Here is a 17908-nt window from a genome sequence, read left to right as displayed (position 1 = left end):
GGTTATTGTCCTTCAGCCGTTGCGGATGCGTGGATCAAGCCAGGCGAGCAGCAGGTCGGAAATCAGCGTACCGATGAGCGTCAGCATGCTCATCAGCAGGATGAAGGTGCCGGCCAGATACATGTCCTGAGCAAACAGCGCGTTGAGCAGAAGCGGCCCGGTTATCGGCAGGCTGAGGACGATGGAGACCACCACCGAGCCGGAGACAAGGTGCGGCAGCACCCAGCCGACGGTCGAGACGAACGGGTTGAGCGCCACGCGCACCGGATATTTCAGCAGCAGCCGGATTTCGCTCAAGCCCCGGGCGCGGGCCATGTCGACATAGGGCTTGTTGAGTTCGTCCAGGAGGTTGGCGCGCATGATACGGATCAGTGCCGCCGTTGCGCCGGTGCCGAGCACGACGACCGGTATCCACATATGCGAGATGAGATCGCCGAGCTTCGCCAAGCTCCAGGCGGCATTGATATAGGTGGGCGAAAACAGCCCGCCGGTACTTTGACCGAAATACTGTGCCGAGACATACATCAGCACGAGCGCCAGCAGGAAGTTTGGAATGGCGAGGCCAAGAAAGCCGAAGAAGGTGGCGAAATAATCCCCCACCGAATATTGCCGCACTGCCGAATAGATGCCGATCGGGAGGGCCACCGCCCATACGAAGACCAATGTGGTGACCGAGACCACCATCGTCAGGCTCATGCGTGCCCATATCAACTCGCTGACCGGCTTGTTCCAATCGAAGGACTGGCCAAAATCGCCGCGCAGCACAATGCCGCTGATCCATTTCCAGTATTGGACCGGCCAGGGTTGATCGAGGCCATAGCGTTCGCGCAAGCCGGCGATGACGCCGGGATCGATGGTCTCGCTCTGGGAGGCCAGGCGCGCCGTCATCGCGGTCAGGAAGTCGCCCGGCGGCAACTGGATGATGATGAAGGTCACGACGGAGATCGCGAACATCATCGGGATCATGTAGAGCAGACGTCTGATGATGAAGCCGGCCATCTTCAAGCTCCTTCAACCGGCGATCGCCGATCGGATTGGATGATTGGGACTGGGCTGGTGTTGGAGGGGTGGCGCCCGCGGATGCCATCCCTGCCGGTCGTGTGCCGTTACTGCTGGTAGTAGAAGGTCTCCGGCTTGGCCGGTCCCGGCGTCATGTAGAACGATGTGCTGGGAATGACCTTGGGGACATTGCGCATATTGGTCTTGACGATGCCGACGCGGTCCGGCTCCAGGTTCGTGCCGATAACGTAGAATTCGTCACGCGTGATCGCGAGCAGTTCCTTCATGGCGGCAAGCTGCTTCTCGAGCGTCGGGGCTTCCTGGACCTGCCGGTAGAGATCCATCTGCTTCTTGGCGGCAGCGCTTGGTTCCTGTGCGTTCGGATCGTTGGGATTCTGGTAGAAGAGACCCCAGGCCGTTGCGAAGCTCGACTCGTATTCGTGCGGGAAATACCATTTGGGATCGAGCAGACCGAGGAAGTCGTAGCCGCCACCGCCAACCCAGGCCAGGCCATCATTGTCATTGGTCTGCAGGCGGGCGAAGATCAGCGAACGTTCGGCGGGGCGGGGCTGCATGTCGATGCCGACAGCCCGCCAATAGCGCTGGATCAACTCGAGGGCATCGATCTGGATGGGGCTTCCGGTCAGCGCATCGATCGCAAAGGTGATCCGCTTGTCGTCTTGGCCGAGGCGATAGCCTTCGGCGTCATGCTTGGTAAGGCCTGCCTTATCAAGATACTGATTGGCGAGATCGACATTATATTCCAGATACTGCGTCGCCATCTTCTCGTCGTAGAGCGCAGTGCCTTCACGCGGCGCGGCCTGATAAGGCTTGGCCTGGCCGGCATAGATGAGCTGGTTGAGCTCCTCGCGATTGATGGCGTAGCTGAGGCCGATGCGGAAATCCTTGTTGGAGAAGACAGCGCGCAGCGCCGGGTTCTTGTGGGTCTCGTTCAGGGTGATCAGCAGGGCGTTCGACCATGCCGGCCGGGCGATGAACAATCCGTAACCGCTCTTCTCCTGGTTCTGCACGATGACGGGACGGGCATCCGTCGTCTCGATGAAGCGGTTCTGCATGTCGATTTCGCCGCTGATCGCCTTCAGGATGATCGCCTGGGTATCCTGCATCACGTCGATGGTGATGCGATCGAAGTAAGGCAGCTGGTTTCCAGCGGTATCCACCTTGGCATAGTATGGGTTGCGCTCGGCGACGACCTGCGTGGTGCCGTTATAGGGCGCGGTCAACACCCAGGCATCGAGCGTTGGCCGGCCGAGATCGCGCCAGCGGCCGGGAAACCCGATCTTGTTGTTGAAGAGCTGCACCCAGTCGCTTGCACCGGCTGCCTTCACCAGCGCGTCGATGCCATCGGGATTAAAATCCTTGTGGAACTGCTTGAGATAGTGCGCGGGTGCGGCAGCCAGGATATCGGAGCCGCGCACGGTGGCCATATTCATCAGGAACAGGCCGTTCGGTACGGCAAACTTGAAGACGACCTTGTAGTCGTCGAGCTTTTCGACCTTGACGGTCTCCCCGCCTGCGGTCAGCCAGCCGGGTGCCGCCGGCGTGATCTGGGTATTACGCAGCACGTTTTCGTTCCAGAAAACCAGATCGTCCGCGGTAAAGGGTTCGCCATCCGACCAGCGCGTGCCTTCGCGCAAGGTGAACGTATACTCGGTGGCATTCGCATTGACCTCGACGCTCTTGGCAATATCGGGTATCACCTCGGTCCATTCCGGGTTCCAGCGGACCAGCCGCGTATAGCCGATCGAACGCTCGATCTCGCTGTCGCCGCCGCCAAAGGTGGCCGTGCGCCAGGTGCCACCATAGGCACCCACCGATTCAAGCGGGGTCAGCACCAGCGGCTCCTTGGGCAACCGTTTTTCGACCGGCGGCAGCTTACCGGCGTCGACCAGCGCCTTCAGTTCCGGCGCCTCCTGAAAGGCGAATGCGGCACCGGCCCAACCGGCACCAATGAGGATGGCCGCGGCAACGGTCGAGACAACCTGCCGTCGTAAGATTCTGACGTGTTGCATTCTTTCCTCCCAATGTCCCGCCCTAGGTTATCGTTAACGTATTCTCCTCTTTCTCAACGTTATCGTTACCGTAATATCTTGTCAAAAAGATTCTTTCCGCCATATGCTTAACTTGAATAACCTTGGCTTTCTCGGCAATTATGTTAGTTATCGTTATCGTAAATTCGACCGAAACCTCTAAGAGACAGCCCAGTTGAGTCGCCCCAAAGAGCCAGAATCCAAAATAACCATTGCCGATGTCGCTCGCGCTGCCGGGGTGTCGCCGATGACGGTATCACGCGTCCTCAATGACCAAGGCGGGGCCAGTGCAGAGACCAGCCAACGCATTATTTCAGCGGCAAACGAACTCAATTATCGGCCCAATCCGTTTGCGCGCGGACTGCGGTCCGACCGATCGAAGACCATCGGCCTCCTCGTTCCCGACATCACCAATCCGTTCTTTCCCGAAGTCATCAGGGGAGCCGAGGATGCCGCGAGCGCTGCCGGCTACAATCTGCTTTTGGCTAATGTCGTCGAGAACAGCAAGCGGGAGGAAGAACTCATCGAAACGCTGCTGCTGCATCGGGTCGACGGGATCATCGTCTGCAGCGCGCGACTGCCCGATGCCGCCCTGCACAAGGCGCTCGCACCGCACCGCGCGGTCGTGCTCATCAACCGAGAGGCGCCCAACGAGATCGCAGGGACGATTGTCACGGACTACGAGACCGGAGCGTCCCGCGCCATCGACCATCTGGTCGAGCGCGGGCGCCGCAAGATCGCGATTGTCGCCGGGCCGCGCAGTTCGTTTGGCGGCAAGAGCCGCCTAGTCGGCTTTCGCAAGACGCTGGCCGCCCACGGGCTCAAGGCACAAGGCATCGTCTATTGCGATCCCACCGCAGCGGGCGGGCAGACGGCTGCGGCGCAATTGCTGGCGGAAGCGCCCGGCATCGATGCCCTTGTCTGCTACAACGATCTCAATGCGATCGGCGCCATGAAGGCCTGTCGGGCTGCCGGCATTTCGATTCCCGGGCAAATCGCTTTGATTGGTTTCGACGACATTCCGACGGCCGAATTGCTGTCTCCGGCGCTGACCACCTTGCGGGTGCAAAAACGGGAAATGGGGGAGGAAGCAGTGCGCCTGCTGCTCAGCCGCATCGCAACCAAAAACCGTCAGCACGGCATCGTCATCGTGCCCGAACTCATCGTCCGCGAAACAACCTGAACTCCCATATCAACAGGAGGAATACCCCATGGATGCCGACAATCTCCAGTCACTCGCCCTGCCTGAGGAGAAAAAGGCCTGGTTCGTTCACGACCGGTTCGGCATGTTCGTGCATTGGGGGCTTTATGCGCTGCCGGCGCGCCATGAATGGGTCAAGAGCCGCGAAGAACTGAACGACGCCGATTACCAGCGATATTTCGATCATTTCGATCCCGACCTCTACGACCCGCGCGAATGGGCCAGGCGCGCAAAGGCTGCCGGGATGAAATATGTGGTGCTGACAACCAAGCACCATGACGGGTTCTGCCTCTGGGATACCAAGGCCACCGACTTCAAGGTGACCAACACGCCTTATGGACGGGATCTGTTGGGGCCGTTCGTTGACGCCTTCCGCGCGGAGGGCCTGAGGATCGGCTTCTACTATTCGCTGATCGACTGGCATCATCCCGACTTCACGGTCGATCCGCGCCACCCGCAGCGCAACCATCCCGATGCGCTGAAAATCAACGAAGGCCGGGACATGCATCTTTATGCCGCCTTCATGCGCGAGCAGGTCCGCGAACTGCTGACTGAGTTCGGGCAGATCGACATCATGTGGTTCGATTTCAGCTATCCGCAGTGGAAGCTCGGAGAACTGGTCGGAAAGGGCCATCGCGATTGGGAAAGTGAGAAACTCGTGCGCCTCGTGCGCGAGCTTGCCCCCGACATCATCATCAACAACCGGCTCGATCTGGCAGGCCTGCAGCCCGACATCGTGACACCGGAGCAATATATGCCGCGCGCCCGGCCACTGCGCGATGGCAAGCGCGTCGTCTGGGAAGCCTGCCACACGCTCAGCGGCTCTTGGGGCTACCACCGCGACGAAGACACGTGGAAGAGCACCGAGCAACTGGTGCAGATGCTGGTCGGCACTGTTGCCATGGGCGGCAATCTGCTGATGAATGTCGGGCCAACGGCGCGCGGCGCGCTCGACCAGCGTGCGATTGCCGCCCTTGCTGCCTATGAGGAGTGGATGGCGCTGCACGAACGCAGCATCGTCGGCTGCGCCCAGTCCGACTTCGTCGCTCCGCCGGATTGCCGGTTAACCCAGAATGGCGATCGTCTCTACATCCACCTCTTCAACTGGCCTTATCGCCATCTTCATTTCGATGCGCTGGCCGGTAAGATCGAATATGCGCAGTTCCTTCATGATGCCAGCGAGGTTGCCTGGCTACGTCCGTCCAGCAATACCCTATGGACGAACACCCAGTTTCCTGTCGGTGAGGACGAACTGACATTCGTGCTGCCGGTGCGCCGACCTCAGGTCGTAGTGCCTGTCATCGAAGTTAAACTCAAGCCGGGGAGCGCCACTGGCATCTAGGCCGGAGCGTTCGAAGCATCGAGCAACCGACGCGAGGATCCGGCATGACGCGCGCACGCCAGGTCAAGCGATCACTCGCCTGCTCAGCTCTTTACCGACCCGGCTGCCATGCCTGCGAGGAAGTAGCGTTGGGCAATCAGATACAGGACCAAAAGCGGGAGCGATCCCAGCACGCTCATCGCCATCATCTCGTTCCATTCGAACGCATGTTGGCCCATCAGCAACTCGATACCGATGGGAACGGTACGCATGTCCATCGATTTCGTCAAAGTCAGGGCAAAGAGGAATTCGTTCCATGCCAGCAGAAACGTATAGACGGCGGTCGCGACGATGCCTGGCACCGATAGTGGAATGATCACGCGCCACAGCGCTGTCCAGCTTGACCCGCCATCGACAAGCACTGCCTCATCGAGCTCCCTTGGCAGGGTATTGAGATAGCCGGTCATGAGAAGGATCGCATAAGGCAGGGTAAAGACCATGTAGGTCAAAATCAGAGCGAAATAGGTGTTGAAAATGCCGAAGGCGACGACCATCCCGAAATAGGGGATCAAAAGCGTGATCGGCGGCACGGTCTGCGTGCTGATGATGAACACGTTCAGCGTTTTCTTGAGCCGGAATGAATACCGGCTGAAGGCATAGGCCGTCAGAATGGCGATCAGCACCGTCAGAACCGTTACCACTCCCGCGACGAGATAGCTGTTGAGAAAGAAGCGAACCTTCGTTGGGTCGTTGAAGATCGAAAGATAGGCTACATTGGTGAAATGGTCGGGCAGCAGCCGCGGCGGCAGGGCAAAGATCTCGGTGTTTGACTTCAAAGATGTGAAGAACATCCACAGGATCGGAAAGCCCGCGAAGACCAGACCGAGCGCCAGCCCGATATATGTCAGGAGAGTCGGTAGTATGGTGCGACTGAGAGAACGCTTTGCCATTGCCGGTCACCTGGCCTTCTGATGTTTGATGTAGAAGTATGTCGCGCCCATCGAGATGATCAGAATGAAGATTGCGCTCGCCGAAGCGCGCGAAAATTCGTAGCTCGAGAACGCAAGTTTGTAGGTGTAGGTGCTGAGCACCTCGGTCGCGTGGATCGGACCGCCTCCCGTCGTCATCCACACTAGGGGAAAGACCTGCATCGTCCAGATGAAATCCAGCAAGGCAATGCTGATGATGATCGGCATCAGCTGCGGGATCGTGATGTAGCGGAATTTCTGGAACTCGTTGGCGCCGTCAATGCCGGCGGCCTCGTAGAGATCCTTGGGGATGCCCTGAAGACCAGCGAGAAGGCTGACCATATAGAGCGGGTATCCCGCCCAGATATTCGCAAACGTCAACGCATGCAGCGCGGTTTTCGTCGAAGAGAACCACTCGACCTTGAAGTCAATGACATGCAGCGTCATCAGGATGCTGTTGACCACCCCATTGGGATCCAGCAGCAGCCGCCAGATGATGGCGATGATCACTGCTGTGAAGAGCCACGGCATAATATAGAGAACCCGCAAGATACTTCTGATCAACGGATCGACACGCTGGCTGTTGAGCAAAAGGGCGAAAGCCAGACCGATCAGAAGATGGAAGATGACGCTCATCACCGTGAAGTAGAGCGTCTGCCCGACTGACTGCCAGAAAACCGGATCTTTGAAAATTACCACATAGTTCTGCAATCCGACGAAGGACGCGTCCTTTTTCGTGATCGCGCCGTCCATCAGCGAATAGCGCACGACGGTGAGCATGGGAAACAGCATCAGCAAACAAAACAGAAATGTGGCCGGGGCAACATAGAAGTACGGAACCAGCCTCTTTCTTATTTTGTAAGAAAGCATGCCAGGCTTGCGCTTTTTCGCTTGCGTCCGGATCAGAATTTCTGTGGCGAGGCTCATGAGATGTGATTTTCCGCCTGGTCGTGAAACGTATCAATTCGTCCTGATGCAGTGGCAGCGCGATAAACTCTATCGCGCTGCCGACGATTGGTCGGCGGGGTGATTACTTGCTGAACTCGACCAACCATTGCTTCTGCGTATTGGCAGCCGCCTCCTTCGCGGTTTGCTGACCGTCGAACATCTTTTGAACTTCAACGTTCATTTGACGCATGAGATCTTCGGCCACCGGCAGTCCGACGAATTCGTTGGCCAGCTTCCCGCTTTGGAATATCTTGAAGGCTTCTTCAAACAGCGGGTCCGATTTCGAGAAATCGGGTTTGGCGTGGATATTGCCCGGGAAGGCATTGGCGATCGACACGAGGCGGCTGTTCACCTCAGGGCTCATCAGATATTCGACGAGTTTCCAGGCTTCTGCCTTGTGCTCGCTTTTGTCGCTGATGCCGATACCCCAGGAAGCATAGGGCAGCCCACGCTTGCCGGTGTAGTCGTCGACGGCCGGAAGGGCGGAGATGCCGAACTTCAGATTGGGGTTTCGCTGGCGGATGAGATTGATGTGGGCGAGTGAATCGATCATCATTCCCACCCGGCCATTGACGAACTCTTCCACCTTGTCCTGTTCCTTTTTGGCAAAGATGCCGGGCGAAATCACGCCGGCGTCCTGCAGCGACTTGATGTATTCAAGTGTGCCGACGACGGAGGCGTTTTCCAAATCAGGCTTGCCATCCTTGAGCATGGATGCCCCGGATGCCCAGACCCAGGACATCACGTCATTCTGGATGCCGCCGGGATTTTGCAACGAAAGCGGTAGCACCCAACCGTATTGGTTCTTGTCGGCATTGGTCATCTTCTTCGCGGCAGCGGCGAATTCGGTGCGGTTTGTCGGCATCTTGTCGACGCCGGCGGCCTTTGCCAGATCGAGGTTGACGAAGACCGGGTAGACGAACGAGGCAAGCGGGAACATGACGCTTTGCCCGTTGACCTTGATGATATCGGCAATCTGGCTCTGATCATATTTGGTGTCAGCCATCAGGCTGTCCATCGAGGCGATCGCGCCCTGCTTTGCCAAACCGTTGACCCATGCTCCGTCGAGGCCGACGACATCGCTGAGTGTCCCCGACGCGGCGCCGACGACGATCTGATCATGGGTGGCGGAATAGGGGCCGCTGACCAGCGTCACCTTGATGTCGGGATTTTTGGCTTCAAAGTCGTCCATGATGGTGCGCAGAGCACCGGCGGGCATTTCTGGTTCCCACCATTGGATGAACTCGAGATTGGTCTGAGCGAAGGCGCAGGTGGCGCATAATGCCCAGACGGCCACAGCGGACTGAGCCGCCATGATATATCTTCTGACGTTCATGTTTCCCTCCCTAGGAACGATATTTTGCTCGATCCTCCCGATCGAGATCAAAGTAGGTTCCTTTCGGGGTCTAGCTGTCAATGAAGAACTGCAATCGGAAAAACCAAGAAGGCTGCAGGAGTGAGAAAAATGAAAGTAAGCCATTGATTAATCTATGCTTTACCCCCTGATTTCGCGATGCTTTTTTCTATCCTGTACATTGCTCGTGTCGCATTTTTTCTTTACTTTCGTAAACAAATGAAAGCCGCGCCGCCCAAAGGAAAACAAATGAAAGGCTCGCAGATCGAAGAAAATGGGGTTCGCCTGGGTCGTGCGCGCCGTCGATGTCGCACTTTACGGTTGTGTTCAGGCGCCAACTGGCACCAGAAGAATCTGACCTATGGCTGCAAAGTCACAGGGTTACGAGACGGCGTGAAGATCTCGCGCTCTCGATGCGGAACGCACCAAGCTGCTGGGCGAAAAGCGAGGAGTTGGGCGGCGAATACGTCCGAGCAACGAAGCAAGCAGGCGTTCTTGCGGCTGCCCACCAACCAGATCCGCTATCGCGGATCATGCTAGATTGCCAAATGCGTTTGTGGGTCGAAGAAGTGTAACTTGGCCGTATCGATCGCCAGGTTGATCATTGCGCCCGGCTGGACCGCGCTGACGGCTTCGAACTTCGCGACGGCGTTTGCCGCACCGCTCAAGTCCTCGACGGCATCGGGGTCACCAGAGTCGATACGCACCGCTTCGATCTTCAAATGAACAATCAGTTCGGAGCCCAATTCCTCGATCGATTTTACAAGGGCCGGTATCGTCGCGTAGCGCGATCCTGATTCCAGACTACTGTCGTAAAGATCTTCCGGGCGAATGCCGAAGATGACTGTCTGTCCCTCGAATGCCGCTAGACCGGGAGACTGCTCAAACACACCCGTCGCGACCGGTATGGAAAAGGTCGACAGATGGATCCTGCCGTTCTGCAAACGGCCTTCGAACAGATTCATCGACGGCGAGCCGATGAAACCCGCGACGAAGGCATTGACTGGGCGACTATACAATGTCTTTGGCGTGTCGACCTGCTGAAGGACACCGCCCTTCAAGACCGCGACCCGGTCGCCCATCGTCAAGGCTTCGGTCTGATCGTGTGTTACATAGATCGTCGTCACGCCCAGCTGTCTTTGCAGGCTGACGATCTCGGCACGCATTTGCACACGCAGCTTGGCGTCGAGGTTTGACAGGGGTTCGTCCATGAGAAAGGCCGCCGGTTCCCGCACCATTGCGCGCCCCATGGCGACACGCTGGCGTTGGCCGCCGGACAGCGCTGCCGGTTTGCTGTCGAGCAGCGTATGCAGTTGAAGGGTCTTTGCTATCTCATGGACCCGCTTCGTGCGCTCGGCCTTGCTCTTTCCCGCAAGCTTCATCGAGAAGGCAATGTTGTCGAAGACTGTCATATGCGGATAGAGGGCATAGTTCTGAAAGACCATCGCTATATCCCGGTCTTTCGGCGCGAGATCCTCGACATTCTCTCCACCGATGCTCAGGGTTCCGCTGCTGATCTCCTCCAGCCCCGCGATCATGCGCAATGCCGTCGATTTTCCGCACCCCGAAGGGCCTACGAGGATAAGGAACTCGCCATCATTTATCGTCAGGCTAAGATCCTTGATTGCGTGGAATTTCGTTCCAAAGGTCTTGCAAATCTTGTCCAATACAACAACAGCCACAGCACTTCCTCCCGACTATCACCGCCACCCAATCCTCAGGACAGCCCCTCCCCGGCGCTGCCTCAGATCGAACCGAAACCATCATCTGCGCAGCGCTAGTCCGATCGTCCATGGCACCGGTGTGACGAACTCTCAGTCCGGCGGCGCAATCGGTCTGGGCACGGGCGCATTTTCCCTCGCCAGCCACGCGAGGCAGGCGCTTTGATCTGGCAGAGCCATCCGACCACCTGGACCGGTCACCGAGATCGCCGCTGCAGCAGTTGCGTAAACAGCGCAGGCGACAGGCTGCTTTCCCTGAGTCAGGGCAAAAGCATAAGCGCCGTGAAAGCAATCTCCGGCGCCTGTCGTATCAACCGCTTTGACCTCGTAGGCGGGAAGATGCCACAAAATGGCGTCTCCCGCCTGCCTGATATACGATCCTCGCTCACCGTCAGTCAGAACGACTGCGGTGCGGTCATCAGACCAGAGCTTGCTTAAGATCAACGTCGGATCGGTTTCGCAAGAATAAGTCTGTGCAAATTTTAATGGCAATACCAGGTGGTTGGACAGGCTCATCAATCGTTCGGTTGCGGGTCCGATCGTCCATTCAATGTCTGCCACCACTGCCAAACCCAGCTTGCGGGCGCGCGCAACAACCATATCGGCGTGGGTGGCATAGCCGTCGATCAACAGCACCTGGGCTTGCGCAAGAGTGCTGTCAGCTAACGCCTCGGAGGTTCCGTGCGGCACATCATCGTCATAGGCGATAAACCTGTCGCCTTCTGGTCCGACCGTGATCACCGAACGGATGGGCCTGGCATCGGCACGGCGCGGCGCAAAGGATATATCGACCCCATGCCGTTCAAGCTCGCGGGCGCCGACATCGGCGGGAGGCTGATCGCTCAGCCAACCGATGAAACCGGCCCGCCCGCCCAGCTTTGCGACCGCAACAAGGGCCGTCGCGACGTTACCGCCGTGGTCCTGGGCGCGACTTGTCACCTTTCCCTTGCCGGCGCTCAGCGGTCGATCGACATAGATGATATCGTCGATCGCCAAGGCCCCAAAGCCCAGAACCTGAAGGTTGTGTGTCACCCGTCAACCGCCCGCGGCAGCGAGCGCCTCTTGCGGCGCCATACCGCTGTGAATGACAAGCTTGAAGGCGCGCGCCGCCATCGTCGTGTCGCCATGCCCCCAGAGGTTCCGCCCCACCACTGCGCCCTTTGCTCCCGCGCGCAAGGCATCTGATGTCTGTGTCAGAGCACCAAGCAGATTTTCCGTTTTCGGACCGCCCGCGATAACGACGGGAACCGGGCAAGTGGCGACGGTTTCTTTGAATGAGTCGAAGTCCCCGGTGTATCCGACCTTGATCACGTCAACGCCGGTCTCAAATCCGATCCGCACGGCATAGGCGATTTCGTCGGGGGTGAATACGATCTTGCCGCCGTCTGAATAGTCGCGGGGATAGACATGCGCAACGACCGGCATTTCAAAGCGAGCAGCGGCGTTGACGGTATCGGTGAGCCAGCGAATGTATTCGCCTTCCGTATTGCCGCGCACCGGAATGGCAACGGCCAGAGCATCGGCACCGTAGCGCACAGCATCCTCAGGGGTGGCGATCAACTGACGGATTCGGTCGTCTGGCGTAAAGCAGCCGGCTTGAATGACCAGTGCGGCCTTGCCAGCATAGGCGGGCCACAAATGGCGCGCAGCCCCAGGCTGAATGCTGATATAATCAGGCTCTCCAGCCATCACCCGCTTCAGAGCGCCGGGCAGATCCGCCAAGCCGCCCTCACGGACGTTGCCATAGCCAACGAAGTGGTCGACGGCACCACCGAACAAATGCCCCGACGGATGTGAAAACAGCCGTGACAGGCGAATTTTGGTTCCAAGGCCCATATCAATGCTGTCCCTTTAAGTTTGATTTCGCGTTCAGAACCCTAACTCGAAAATAAACGAATATTCAATATTTCGATTTCTTTCGTTTTGATTTAAACTGACGCCAGAGCGGGCTGGGCTCACGCTGGCACCGCCTTTTCTTGCGTTTCTTTGACCACAATGGTTGCCATGCATTTTCGATTTTCGAAAGCTCAGCAGCGCAACCGAAAGACAATTCGAGATCACACATGCTTGCGGAACAACGGCGACATCAGATCATGCTGGAACTTCAGCGGACCGGCCAGGCGCGCACCAGCCAGCTGGCGGAAAACTTCGGCGTCTCAGAGGTGACGATCAGATCCGACCTGGAAATTCTGGATGCCAAGAAGCAGCTGATCAAAACACATGGCGGTGCGATTGCTTTGCCGGCCAGTTCGCCCGCAGCAGCCTTCGAAGAACGGATGAACCGCAATTTCGATGCCAAACGACGCATCGCGCAGATGGCCGCACGCCAGATCGTCGACAACCAGTCCGTGGTGTTCGACAGCGGCTCGACGCTGCTGCAGGTCGCCATGCAAATGCCCCCGGTCAACAATGTCGTGGTGGCTACAACCGCCATGAATATTGCGCAGCATCTGATGTATCGGCCGGGATTGGACGTGCATATGATCGGCGGCCGGGTCTTTCCGAGCACCGTCAGCACGATTGTATCGGATTCCGACAAGGCCGTGGGCGGTCTTGTCGCCCACCAGGCGTTCCTCAGCGCTCATGCAATTGATCACGCATTCGATGTCGTCGATGTCTCGGAAGACATTGCACGCACCAAACGCAATCTGGTCCGCATGGCGAGGCGCGTGATCCTCGTGGCGGATTCCAGCAAGTGGGATATTGGCGCCTCGTCGAAGGCCTTCTCGCTCTCACGGGTCGATCTGATCATCACCGACACCGGCATGCCGCATGGCATTCGCAGTCGGTTGGACAAGCTGGGAGTCGAAGTGCGCTATGTGTAGAGGCGGCGGCAGCAACGCTGCCAATTGTGCTCAATGTAACAAAAAATTTTGCGCATGCGATATTGTCAGGCTACAAGCGCAGTTCGAGAGCCCTCACACTGACCGCCTTTGCGACATCAGCTGACGCAGACTTGCCTTGGCGCAGTGCAACCAGAATTGCCAATGGACAAGATGACGATCAAAACCATGGACGATTTCGCCCGATCCTGCGGCGTTTCTCGTCCAACGCTTTCGAGGTATTTCGATAGCCCGAGCAGCGTAAAGCCGGCGACGCGCAAACGCATCGAGGACGCGCTGTCGGCATCGGATTACCGTCCTAATCTCTATGCCCGCAACCTCAACCGCAAGAGGACACGGAACATTGGCATTCTCGTGCCTGTCATCACAGATCCATTCTATGCCGAAATGGTCAACCGTCTGGAATTGCTGGTTCGTGGTGAGGGTTACTGGCCAATCGTCATCTCGTCCCACGGCTTACCAGATCTCGAAGCCGAGGCCGTGAACACACTGTTGTCGTTGAAGGCTGCCGGCGCGATCATCGCGCCTCTAGGCCTCACTTCCGAACCTGGCATTTTCGAAAAACTCCGGGAGAGCATTCCGGTTGTCTACTTCGATACGTTCATCGAAGGCGACACGCCCTTCATTGGCAACAACAACGCCCAGAGCGTTGCGACAATCGTCGACTATCTCTCCCGATCGGGCGAGCCGCCTGCATATTTCGACATCCCGCATGTCAATCACAATTCCGGGGAGCGGCTGGCAAGCTATATCGCCACGATGGAGTCGCTCGGATTTGAGCCGGTCGTGTTTGGCGACACTGAGGGTTACGGCTGGGATTTCGAGCGGCTGGGATATGAGCAGACCGATGCAATGATCACGGCTGGTACGCTCCCGGGCAGGACAATTCTCTGCGCGAACGATCGCCTCGCCTTCGGCGCGATGGCAGCCGCCCATTCGCGTGGTCTTCGCGTCGGCCGCAGGAGCGATAGTGATCTTCGCATCGCCGCCCATGACGACCATCCCCTCAGCCGCTATACTTGCCCGCCATTGACGACCATGGCGCAAGACTTCACGGCCATGGCGCGCAGCAGCGTCGACACGCTGCTTTCTATGTTGGACGAAGCCGATGACGCCACAGGGGTCGTTGCACGAAAAATCATACTCGACGGTACATTGGTGATGCGTCAGTCGGCGTGATCGATAAAGCTACGCCATCCGGCAACCGCCTCTTCCACCGCCCGCCGCGCCGCCGGAATGTGCCGCCCCATGGAAACGAAGCCATGGATCTGATCCTGCCAACGCCTAGGGATTACAGGGATACCAGCCTCGGCAAGCCGGCGGGCATAGGCCTCCCCTTCGTCTGCGAGGATATCATGGCCCGCAGTCGCGACGAAGGCTGGCGGCACGCCCGCGACATTCTCGACGCTCAGGGGAGAGACGCGCCAATCACCAATATCAGCCGTATCGCGGACATACTGATCTCGGAACCATCGCATCGTCGAGGTCGTCAAACCGTATCCTTCCGAAAACCTGACGTAGCTGTCGGCCGTCTGTCCGGCATCGGTGTTGGGATAGAGCAGAAGTTGCGCCGAGATTTTCCGCGCAACGCCATCCCGCGAGAGAAGTGACAGGACAGCGGCCAGATTGCCGCCGGCACTATCGCCCGCGACGGCGATTCGATCTGGATCGATACCAAGCGCGCCTGCCTGCTCCACCACGAAGGTAAGAGCCGATACGCAGTCTTCCAAGCCCGCCGGGAACTTGTGCTCAGGTGCCAGCCGATAGTCGGGGCAAAATACGATGCAGGCACCGATATTTGCAAACCACCGGCAGATCTCGTCATGCGATTCAAGCGTGCCGACAACCCAGCCGCCGCCGTGAAGGTAGAGAAGGGCCGGCGCATCCGCGATCGGAGCACCCACTCCGCGATAGATCCTGAGCGGGATCGGGCTGCCCGTCCCCGCAATTGTTCTGTCCTCGATGGCCGCGACCGGCTCGCGATCGCCCTGCAATGTCGGGCAACCCACGTCATAAGCAGCGCGCGCCTCGTCTACCGTCCCGAGTTCAAAGGGTGGCTGGTTGGCGGCGCGACCGAGCGCCAGGACATGCGCGGCGCTGGGATCCAATCGATGCTTCATCGCTTCACCTCAAGCAAGCAGGCTGCGGGCTTCATCTTCGCCGAGCGGCGGCGGTTGCGCGACTGTGCCCGCAATCGCAACCGCGCTCTTGATCTCGCTGGATGTCAGGGTCGCTTCCATGATCTCGAGCACATGCAGCGCCAGATCGCCAGACGCGCGCGGCGCCCTGCCCTCGCCAAGCGCGCGGACGAGATCGGCAACGCCCAGCATGCGATAGTTGGCGCGATCGGGAGCACTATACGGCCAGTTCAGGGCGCCATACAACTCGCCCTCGCTTTCGAAATTCTTCCATTCGGCACCGCGCTCGGAGAGCGAGACCGTTCCGCCGAACGTATCGGGATCGGGCAAGCGCAACGAACCTTCCGTGCCGTGCAACTCGATCGGATGATTGGAGTGCCGAAAGACATCCCACGACGCACCGAAATTCACCGTCGCGCCTGACTGAAACTCGAGAAGCGAGAGCACGTTTGTCGGCGTCCCGACCTTGAACCTGGTGTTCTTGAAGGGGCCGTCAGCCGTGATCAGCCGCTCTTCCTGGCCTTTCGTCGCCAGCGCCATGACGCTTTTTACCGGGCCGAGCAGATTGACCAGCATCGTCAGATAATAGGGGCCCATGTCAAAGAGCGGGCCACCGCCAGGCTGATAGTAGAATTGCGGATTGGGGTGCCAATGCTCCATGCCGCGGCCGAACATGAAGGCAGTGCCACTGACCGGGCGACCGATCGCGCCTGCATCCATCAGGCTTCGCGCACTGCGGCCGGCGGCGCCGAGGAATGTATCGGGAGCGGAACCCAACAAAAGGTCCAGGCTTCTGGCCTCCGCCACAAGCTTGCGGCCCTCGGCAGCCGACGTCGCTAGCGGCTTTTCGGTGAAGACGTGCTTGCCCGCAGAAAGCGCCGACATCGTCACGTCGAAATGCACGGCCGGGATCGTGAGGTTGAGGACAAGGTCGACCTCGGGGTCGGCCAACAGCGCATCGACCTCCATCGCCCGGATACCGTATTCCTTCGCCCTTAAGGCCGACATATCGGATGAGATGTCGGCACATGCCCTCAATTCGGTTCCGGCAAACAGGGCAGCGTTACGCAGATAGGTCATCGAGATATTGCCGCAGCCGATAACGCCTATGCCTAGTCTGGGTCTCATAAATGCTCCCATAAATTGGCCTCCCCGCCAATTCAAATATTTCGACCAATATCGATGGGCATCGCTGCCGCGACAATCGCTATAGAACATTTTATTTCTTGACGCGCGATAGTTTTTTATAAAGCATGCGGAAATATCGATCCGGCGTTCCTACGCGGCTCGCCGGTGGAGGTAGGCATTACAAACTTGGAGCGGGCAACGAACGTCGCTTAGCGAGCGCGTTCTTCCTAGGGAAGGAGATCGCGGGCAGCATTCGCAGTATGCAGGCAACCTTCTAGCTGAAGGTCAGATTTCACCGTTGGAGCCAGGGAGTTCCTCGCCACCTCACCCATCATGCCAATAGCGCGGTCATGCCGATCCGGCAGCATATCATCGAAGGCCTGACGGAAGGCAAAATCAAGGAATAGGGCATGAGTATCAAAGACCTGAAAGTTGGCTGCCAGACATTCACCTGGGAAATGCTCGGGAAAAACTGGAATGGCAGTCCGGACGATCTGCTGACGGCCATTGCAGAGGGCGGCTACGCGGGCATCGAGATTACCGACACAATGATCGGCCGCTACGCAGATAGCCCCGATGGTTTCGCCGCGAGCCTGAAGAAACATGGCTTGACGCTCGTGTCTTTCGCGATCGGCTCGAAAAGCGGCTTCACCGTCAAGGAAGAGATCGAGAACGACCTCAGGACCACACAGCGCTGGATCGATTTCGCGGCCGCTTTTTCCGGCGCTCTCGTTTCAATCGGCTCGGCGACGGTGGTTTCCGAAGGACCGCGCGAGGCAAAATTCGAAATCGCCGCGGAGTTCTACAATCGGGCTGGCGAACTGGGAAAAGCTTCGGGCGTGGATATCGCCGTGCATCCCAGCTCGCACCACAATACGTTGCTGTTCGACCGTGCCGATTATGACAGGATCTTCTCGCTTCTCGACAAGCAGCTCGTCGGCTGGGTGCCGGATACCGGCCATATCCTGCGCGGCCATGAGGATATTCTCGATACACTGCGAACCTATCAGGACCGCATCCGCTATCTGCATCTCAAGGACGTCGATGCGAACGGCAAATGGGCCATGCTTGGCAAGGGGGTCTGCGATACGCCTGCCGTGATCGACATCGTCGCTGCCGCGCCGCGCTTCAACGGCTGGCTGATCCTGGAAGAAGAATCAGACGCGGCCGCTGCCGACCCTGCGACTGCCGTAAAGATGAACCGTGAAACGATGCGCCGCTACGGTGCCTGAGGAA

14 protein-coding genes and 1 pseudogene are annotated in these 17908 nt (G+C 58.4%); 5 read left to right on the top strand and 10 right to left on the bottom strand.

All coding sequences use genetic code 11. From position 1 onward, the window contains the following. Window positions 1–12 precede the first annotated feature (12 nt). Window positions 13–999, bottom strand: a complete 987-nt coding sequence (locus tag ACSQ9D_RS30305) for an ABC transporter permease (protein WP_436285507.1) — start codon at window positions 997–999, stop codon at window positions 13–15. 107 nt (window positions 1000–1106) lie between these two features. Beyond that, window positions 1107–3032, bottom strand: coding sequence for an ABC transporter substrate-binding protein (locus ACSQ9D_RS30300; RefSeq protein WP_436285506.1), 1926 nt, complete (start codon window positions 3030–3032; stop codon window positions 1107–1109). 193 nt (window positions 3033–3225) lie between these two features. On the opposite strand from ACSQ9D_RS30300, the gene ACSQ9D_RS30295 reads away from it, so the two are divergent. Together ACSQ9D_RS30295 and ACSQ9D_RS30290 are read left to right on the top strand one after the other, a co-directional pair. Continuing rightward, entirely contained in the window at window positions 3226–4233 is a 1008-nt protein-coding gene (locus ACSQ9D_RS30295; protein ID WP_436285505.1) for a LacI family DNA-binding transcriptional regulator, read from the top strand. Between the two features lie 16 nt (window positions 4234–4249). Then, a pseudogene (locus ACSQ9D_RS30290) lies at window positions 4250–5593 on the top strand (alpha-L-fucosidase); the annotation flags it as partial. Between the two features lie 83 nt (window positions 5594–5676). Here ACSQ9D_RS30290 and ACSQ9D_RS30285 read toward each other — a convergent pair. The 6 genes from ACSQ9D_RS30285 to ACSQ9D_RS30260 all read right to left on the bottom strand — a co-directional run bounded on the left by ACSQ9D_RS30285 (window position 5677) and on the right by ACSQ9D_RS30260 (window position 12399). Beyond that, entirely contained in the window at window positions 5677–6522 is an 846-nt protein-coding gene (locus ACSQ9D_RS30285) for a carbohydrate ABC transporter permease (protein ID WP_436285504.1), read from the bottom strand. Between the two features lie 6 nt (window positions 6523–6528). Beyond that, window positions 6529–7410, bottom strand: a complete 882-nt coding sequence (locus ACSQ9D_RS30280; RefSeq protein ID WP_436285951.1) for a carbohydrate ABC transporter permease — start codon at window positions 7408–7410, stop codon at window positions 6529–6531. Window positions 7411–7570: 160 nt separating this feature from the next. Further along, the gene (locus ACSQ9D_RS30275) at window positions 7571–8824 is read right to left on the bottom strand and encodes an ABC transporter substrate-binding protein (RefSeq protein WP_436285503.1); all 1254 of its coding nucleotides are present in this window, start codon (window positions 8822–8824) and stop codon (window positions 7571–7573) included. A gap of 554 nt (window positions 8825–9378) precedes the next feature. Next, window positions 9379–10524 (bottom strand): ABC transporter ATP-binding protein, encoded by a 1146-nt coding sequence (locus tag ACSQ9D_RS30270; protein ID WP_436285502.1) that lies wholly within the window; start codon window positions 10522–10524, stop codon window positions 9379–9381. A 132-nt stretch (window positions 10525–10656) separates the two neighbouring features. Then, a complete protein-coding gene (locus ACSQ9D_RS30265) occupies window positions 10657–11595 on the bottom strand; it encodes a PfkB family carbohydrate kinase (RefSeq protein WP_436285501.1) in 939 nt (312 codons plus the stop codon). A gap of 3 nt (window positions 11596–11598) precedes the next feature. Further along, window positions 11599–12399: a class I fructose-bisphosphate aldolase gene (locus ACSQ9D_RS30260; protein WP_037123394.1), complete on the bottom strand. Its 801-nt coding sequence runs from the start codon at window positions 12397–12399 to the stop codon at window positions 11599–11601. A 227-nt stretch (window positions 12400–12626) separates the two neighbouring features. Between ACSQ9D_RS30260 and ACSQ9D_RS30255 the strand changes: the two genes are divergently transcribed. Together ACSQ9D_RS30255 and ACSQ9D_RS30250 are read left to right on the top strand one after the other, a co-directional pair. Next, on the top strand, window positions 12627–13388 hold the full coding sequence (locus tag ACSQ9D_RS30255) for a DeoR/GlpR family DNA-binding transcription regulator (protein WP_436285500.1): 762 nt from the start codon (window positions 12627–12629) through the stop codon (window positions 13386–13388). Window positions 13389–13550: 162 nt separating this feature from the next. After that, window positions 13551–14585: a LacI family DNA-binding transcriptional regulator gene (locus tag ACSQ9D_RS30250; protein ID WP_436285499.1), complete on the top strand. Its 1035-nt coding sequence runs from the start codon at window positions 13551–13553 to the stop codon at window positions 14583–14585. Here the strand turns inward: ACSQ9D_RS30250 and ACSQ9D_RS30245 are convergent. Together ACSQ9D_RS30245 and ACSQ9D_RS30240 are read right to left on the bottom strand one after the other, a co-directional pair. Beyond that, complete coding sequence (locus tag ACSQ9D_RS30245; RefSeq protein WP_436285498.1) at window positions 14573–15526, bottom strand: alpha/beta hydrolase; 954 nt, start codon at window positions 15524–15526, stop codon at window positions 14573–14575. The genes ACSQ9D_RS30250 and ACSQ9D_RS30245 overlap by 13 nt on opposite strands. A 9-nt stretch (window positions 15527–15535) precedes the next feature. Continuing rightward, window positions 15536–16672: a Gfo/Idh/MocA family protein gene (locus ACSQ9D_RS30240; protein ID WP_436285497.1), complete on the bottom strand. Its 1137-nt coding sequence runs from the start codon at window positions 16670–16672 to the stop codon at window positions 15536–15538. Window positions 16673–17082: 410 nt separating this feature from the next. Here ACSQ9D_RS30240 and ACSQ9D_RS30235 point away from each other — a divergent pair, with 410 nt between their 5' ends. Further along, window positions 17083–17904, top strand: a complete 822-nt coding sequence (locus ACSQ9D_RS30235) for a sugar phosphate isomerase/epimerase family protein (protein WP_436285496.1) — start codon at window positions 17083–17085, stop codon at window positions 17902–17904. Window positions 17905–17908: the final 4 nt, after the last annotated feature.

Origin of the sequence: Rhizobium sp. LjRoot258 (assembly GCF_964254185.1) — a bacterium.
In the GTDB taxonomy this organism is placed as follows: Bacteria; Pseudomonadota; Alphaproteobacteria; order Rhizobiales; family Rhizobiaceae; genus Rhizobium.
This window is presented reverse-complemented; position numbering and strand designations above follow the sequence as displayed.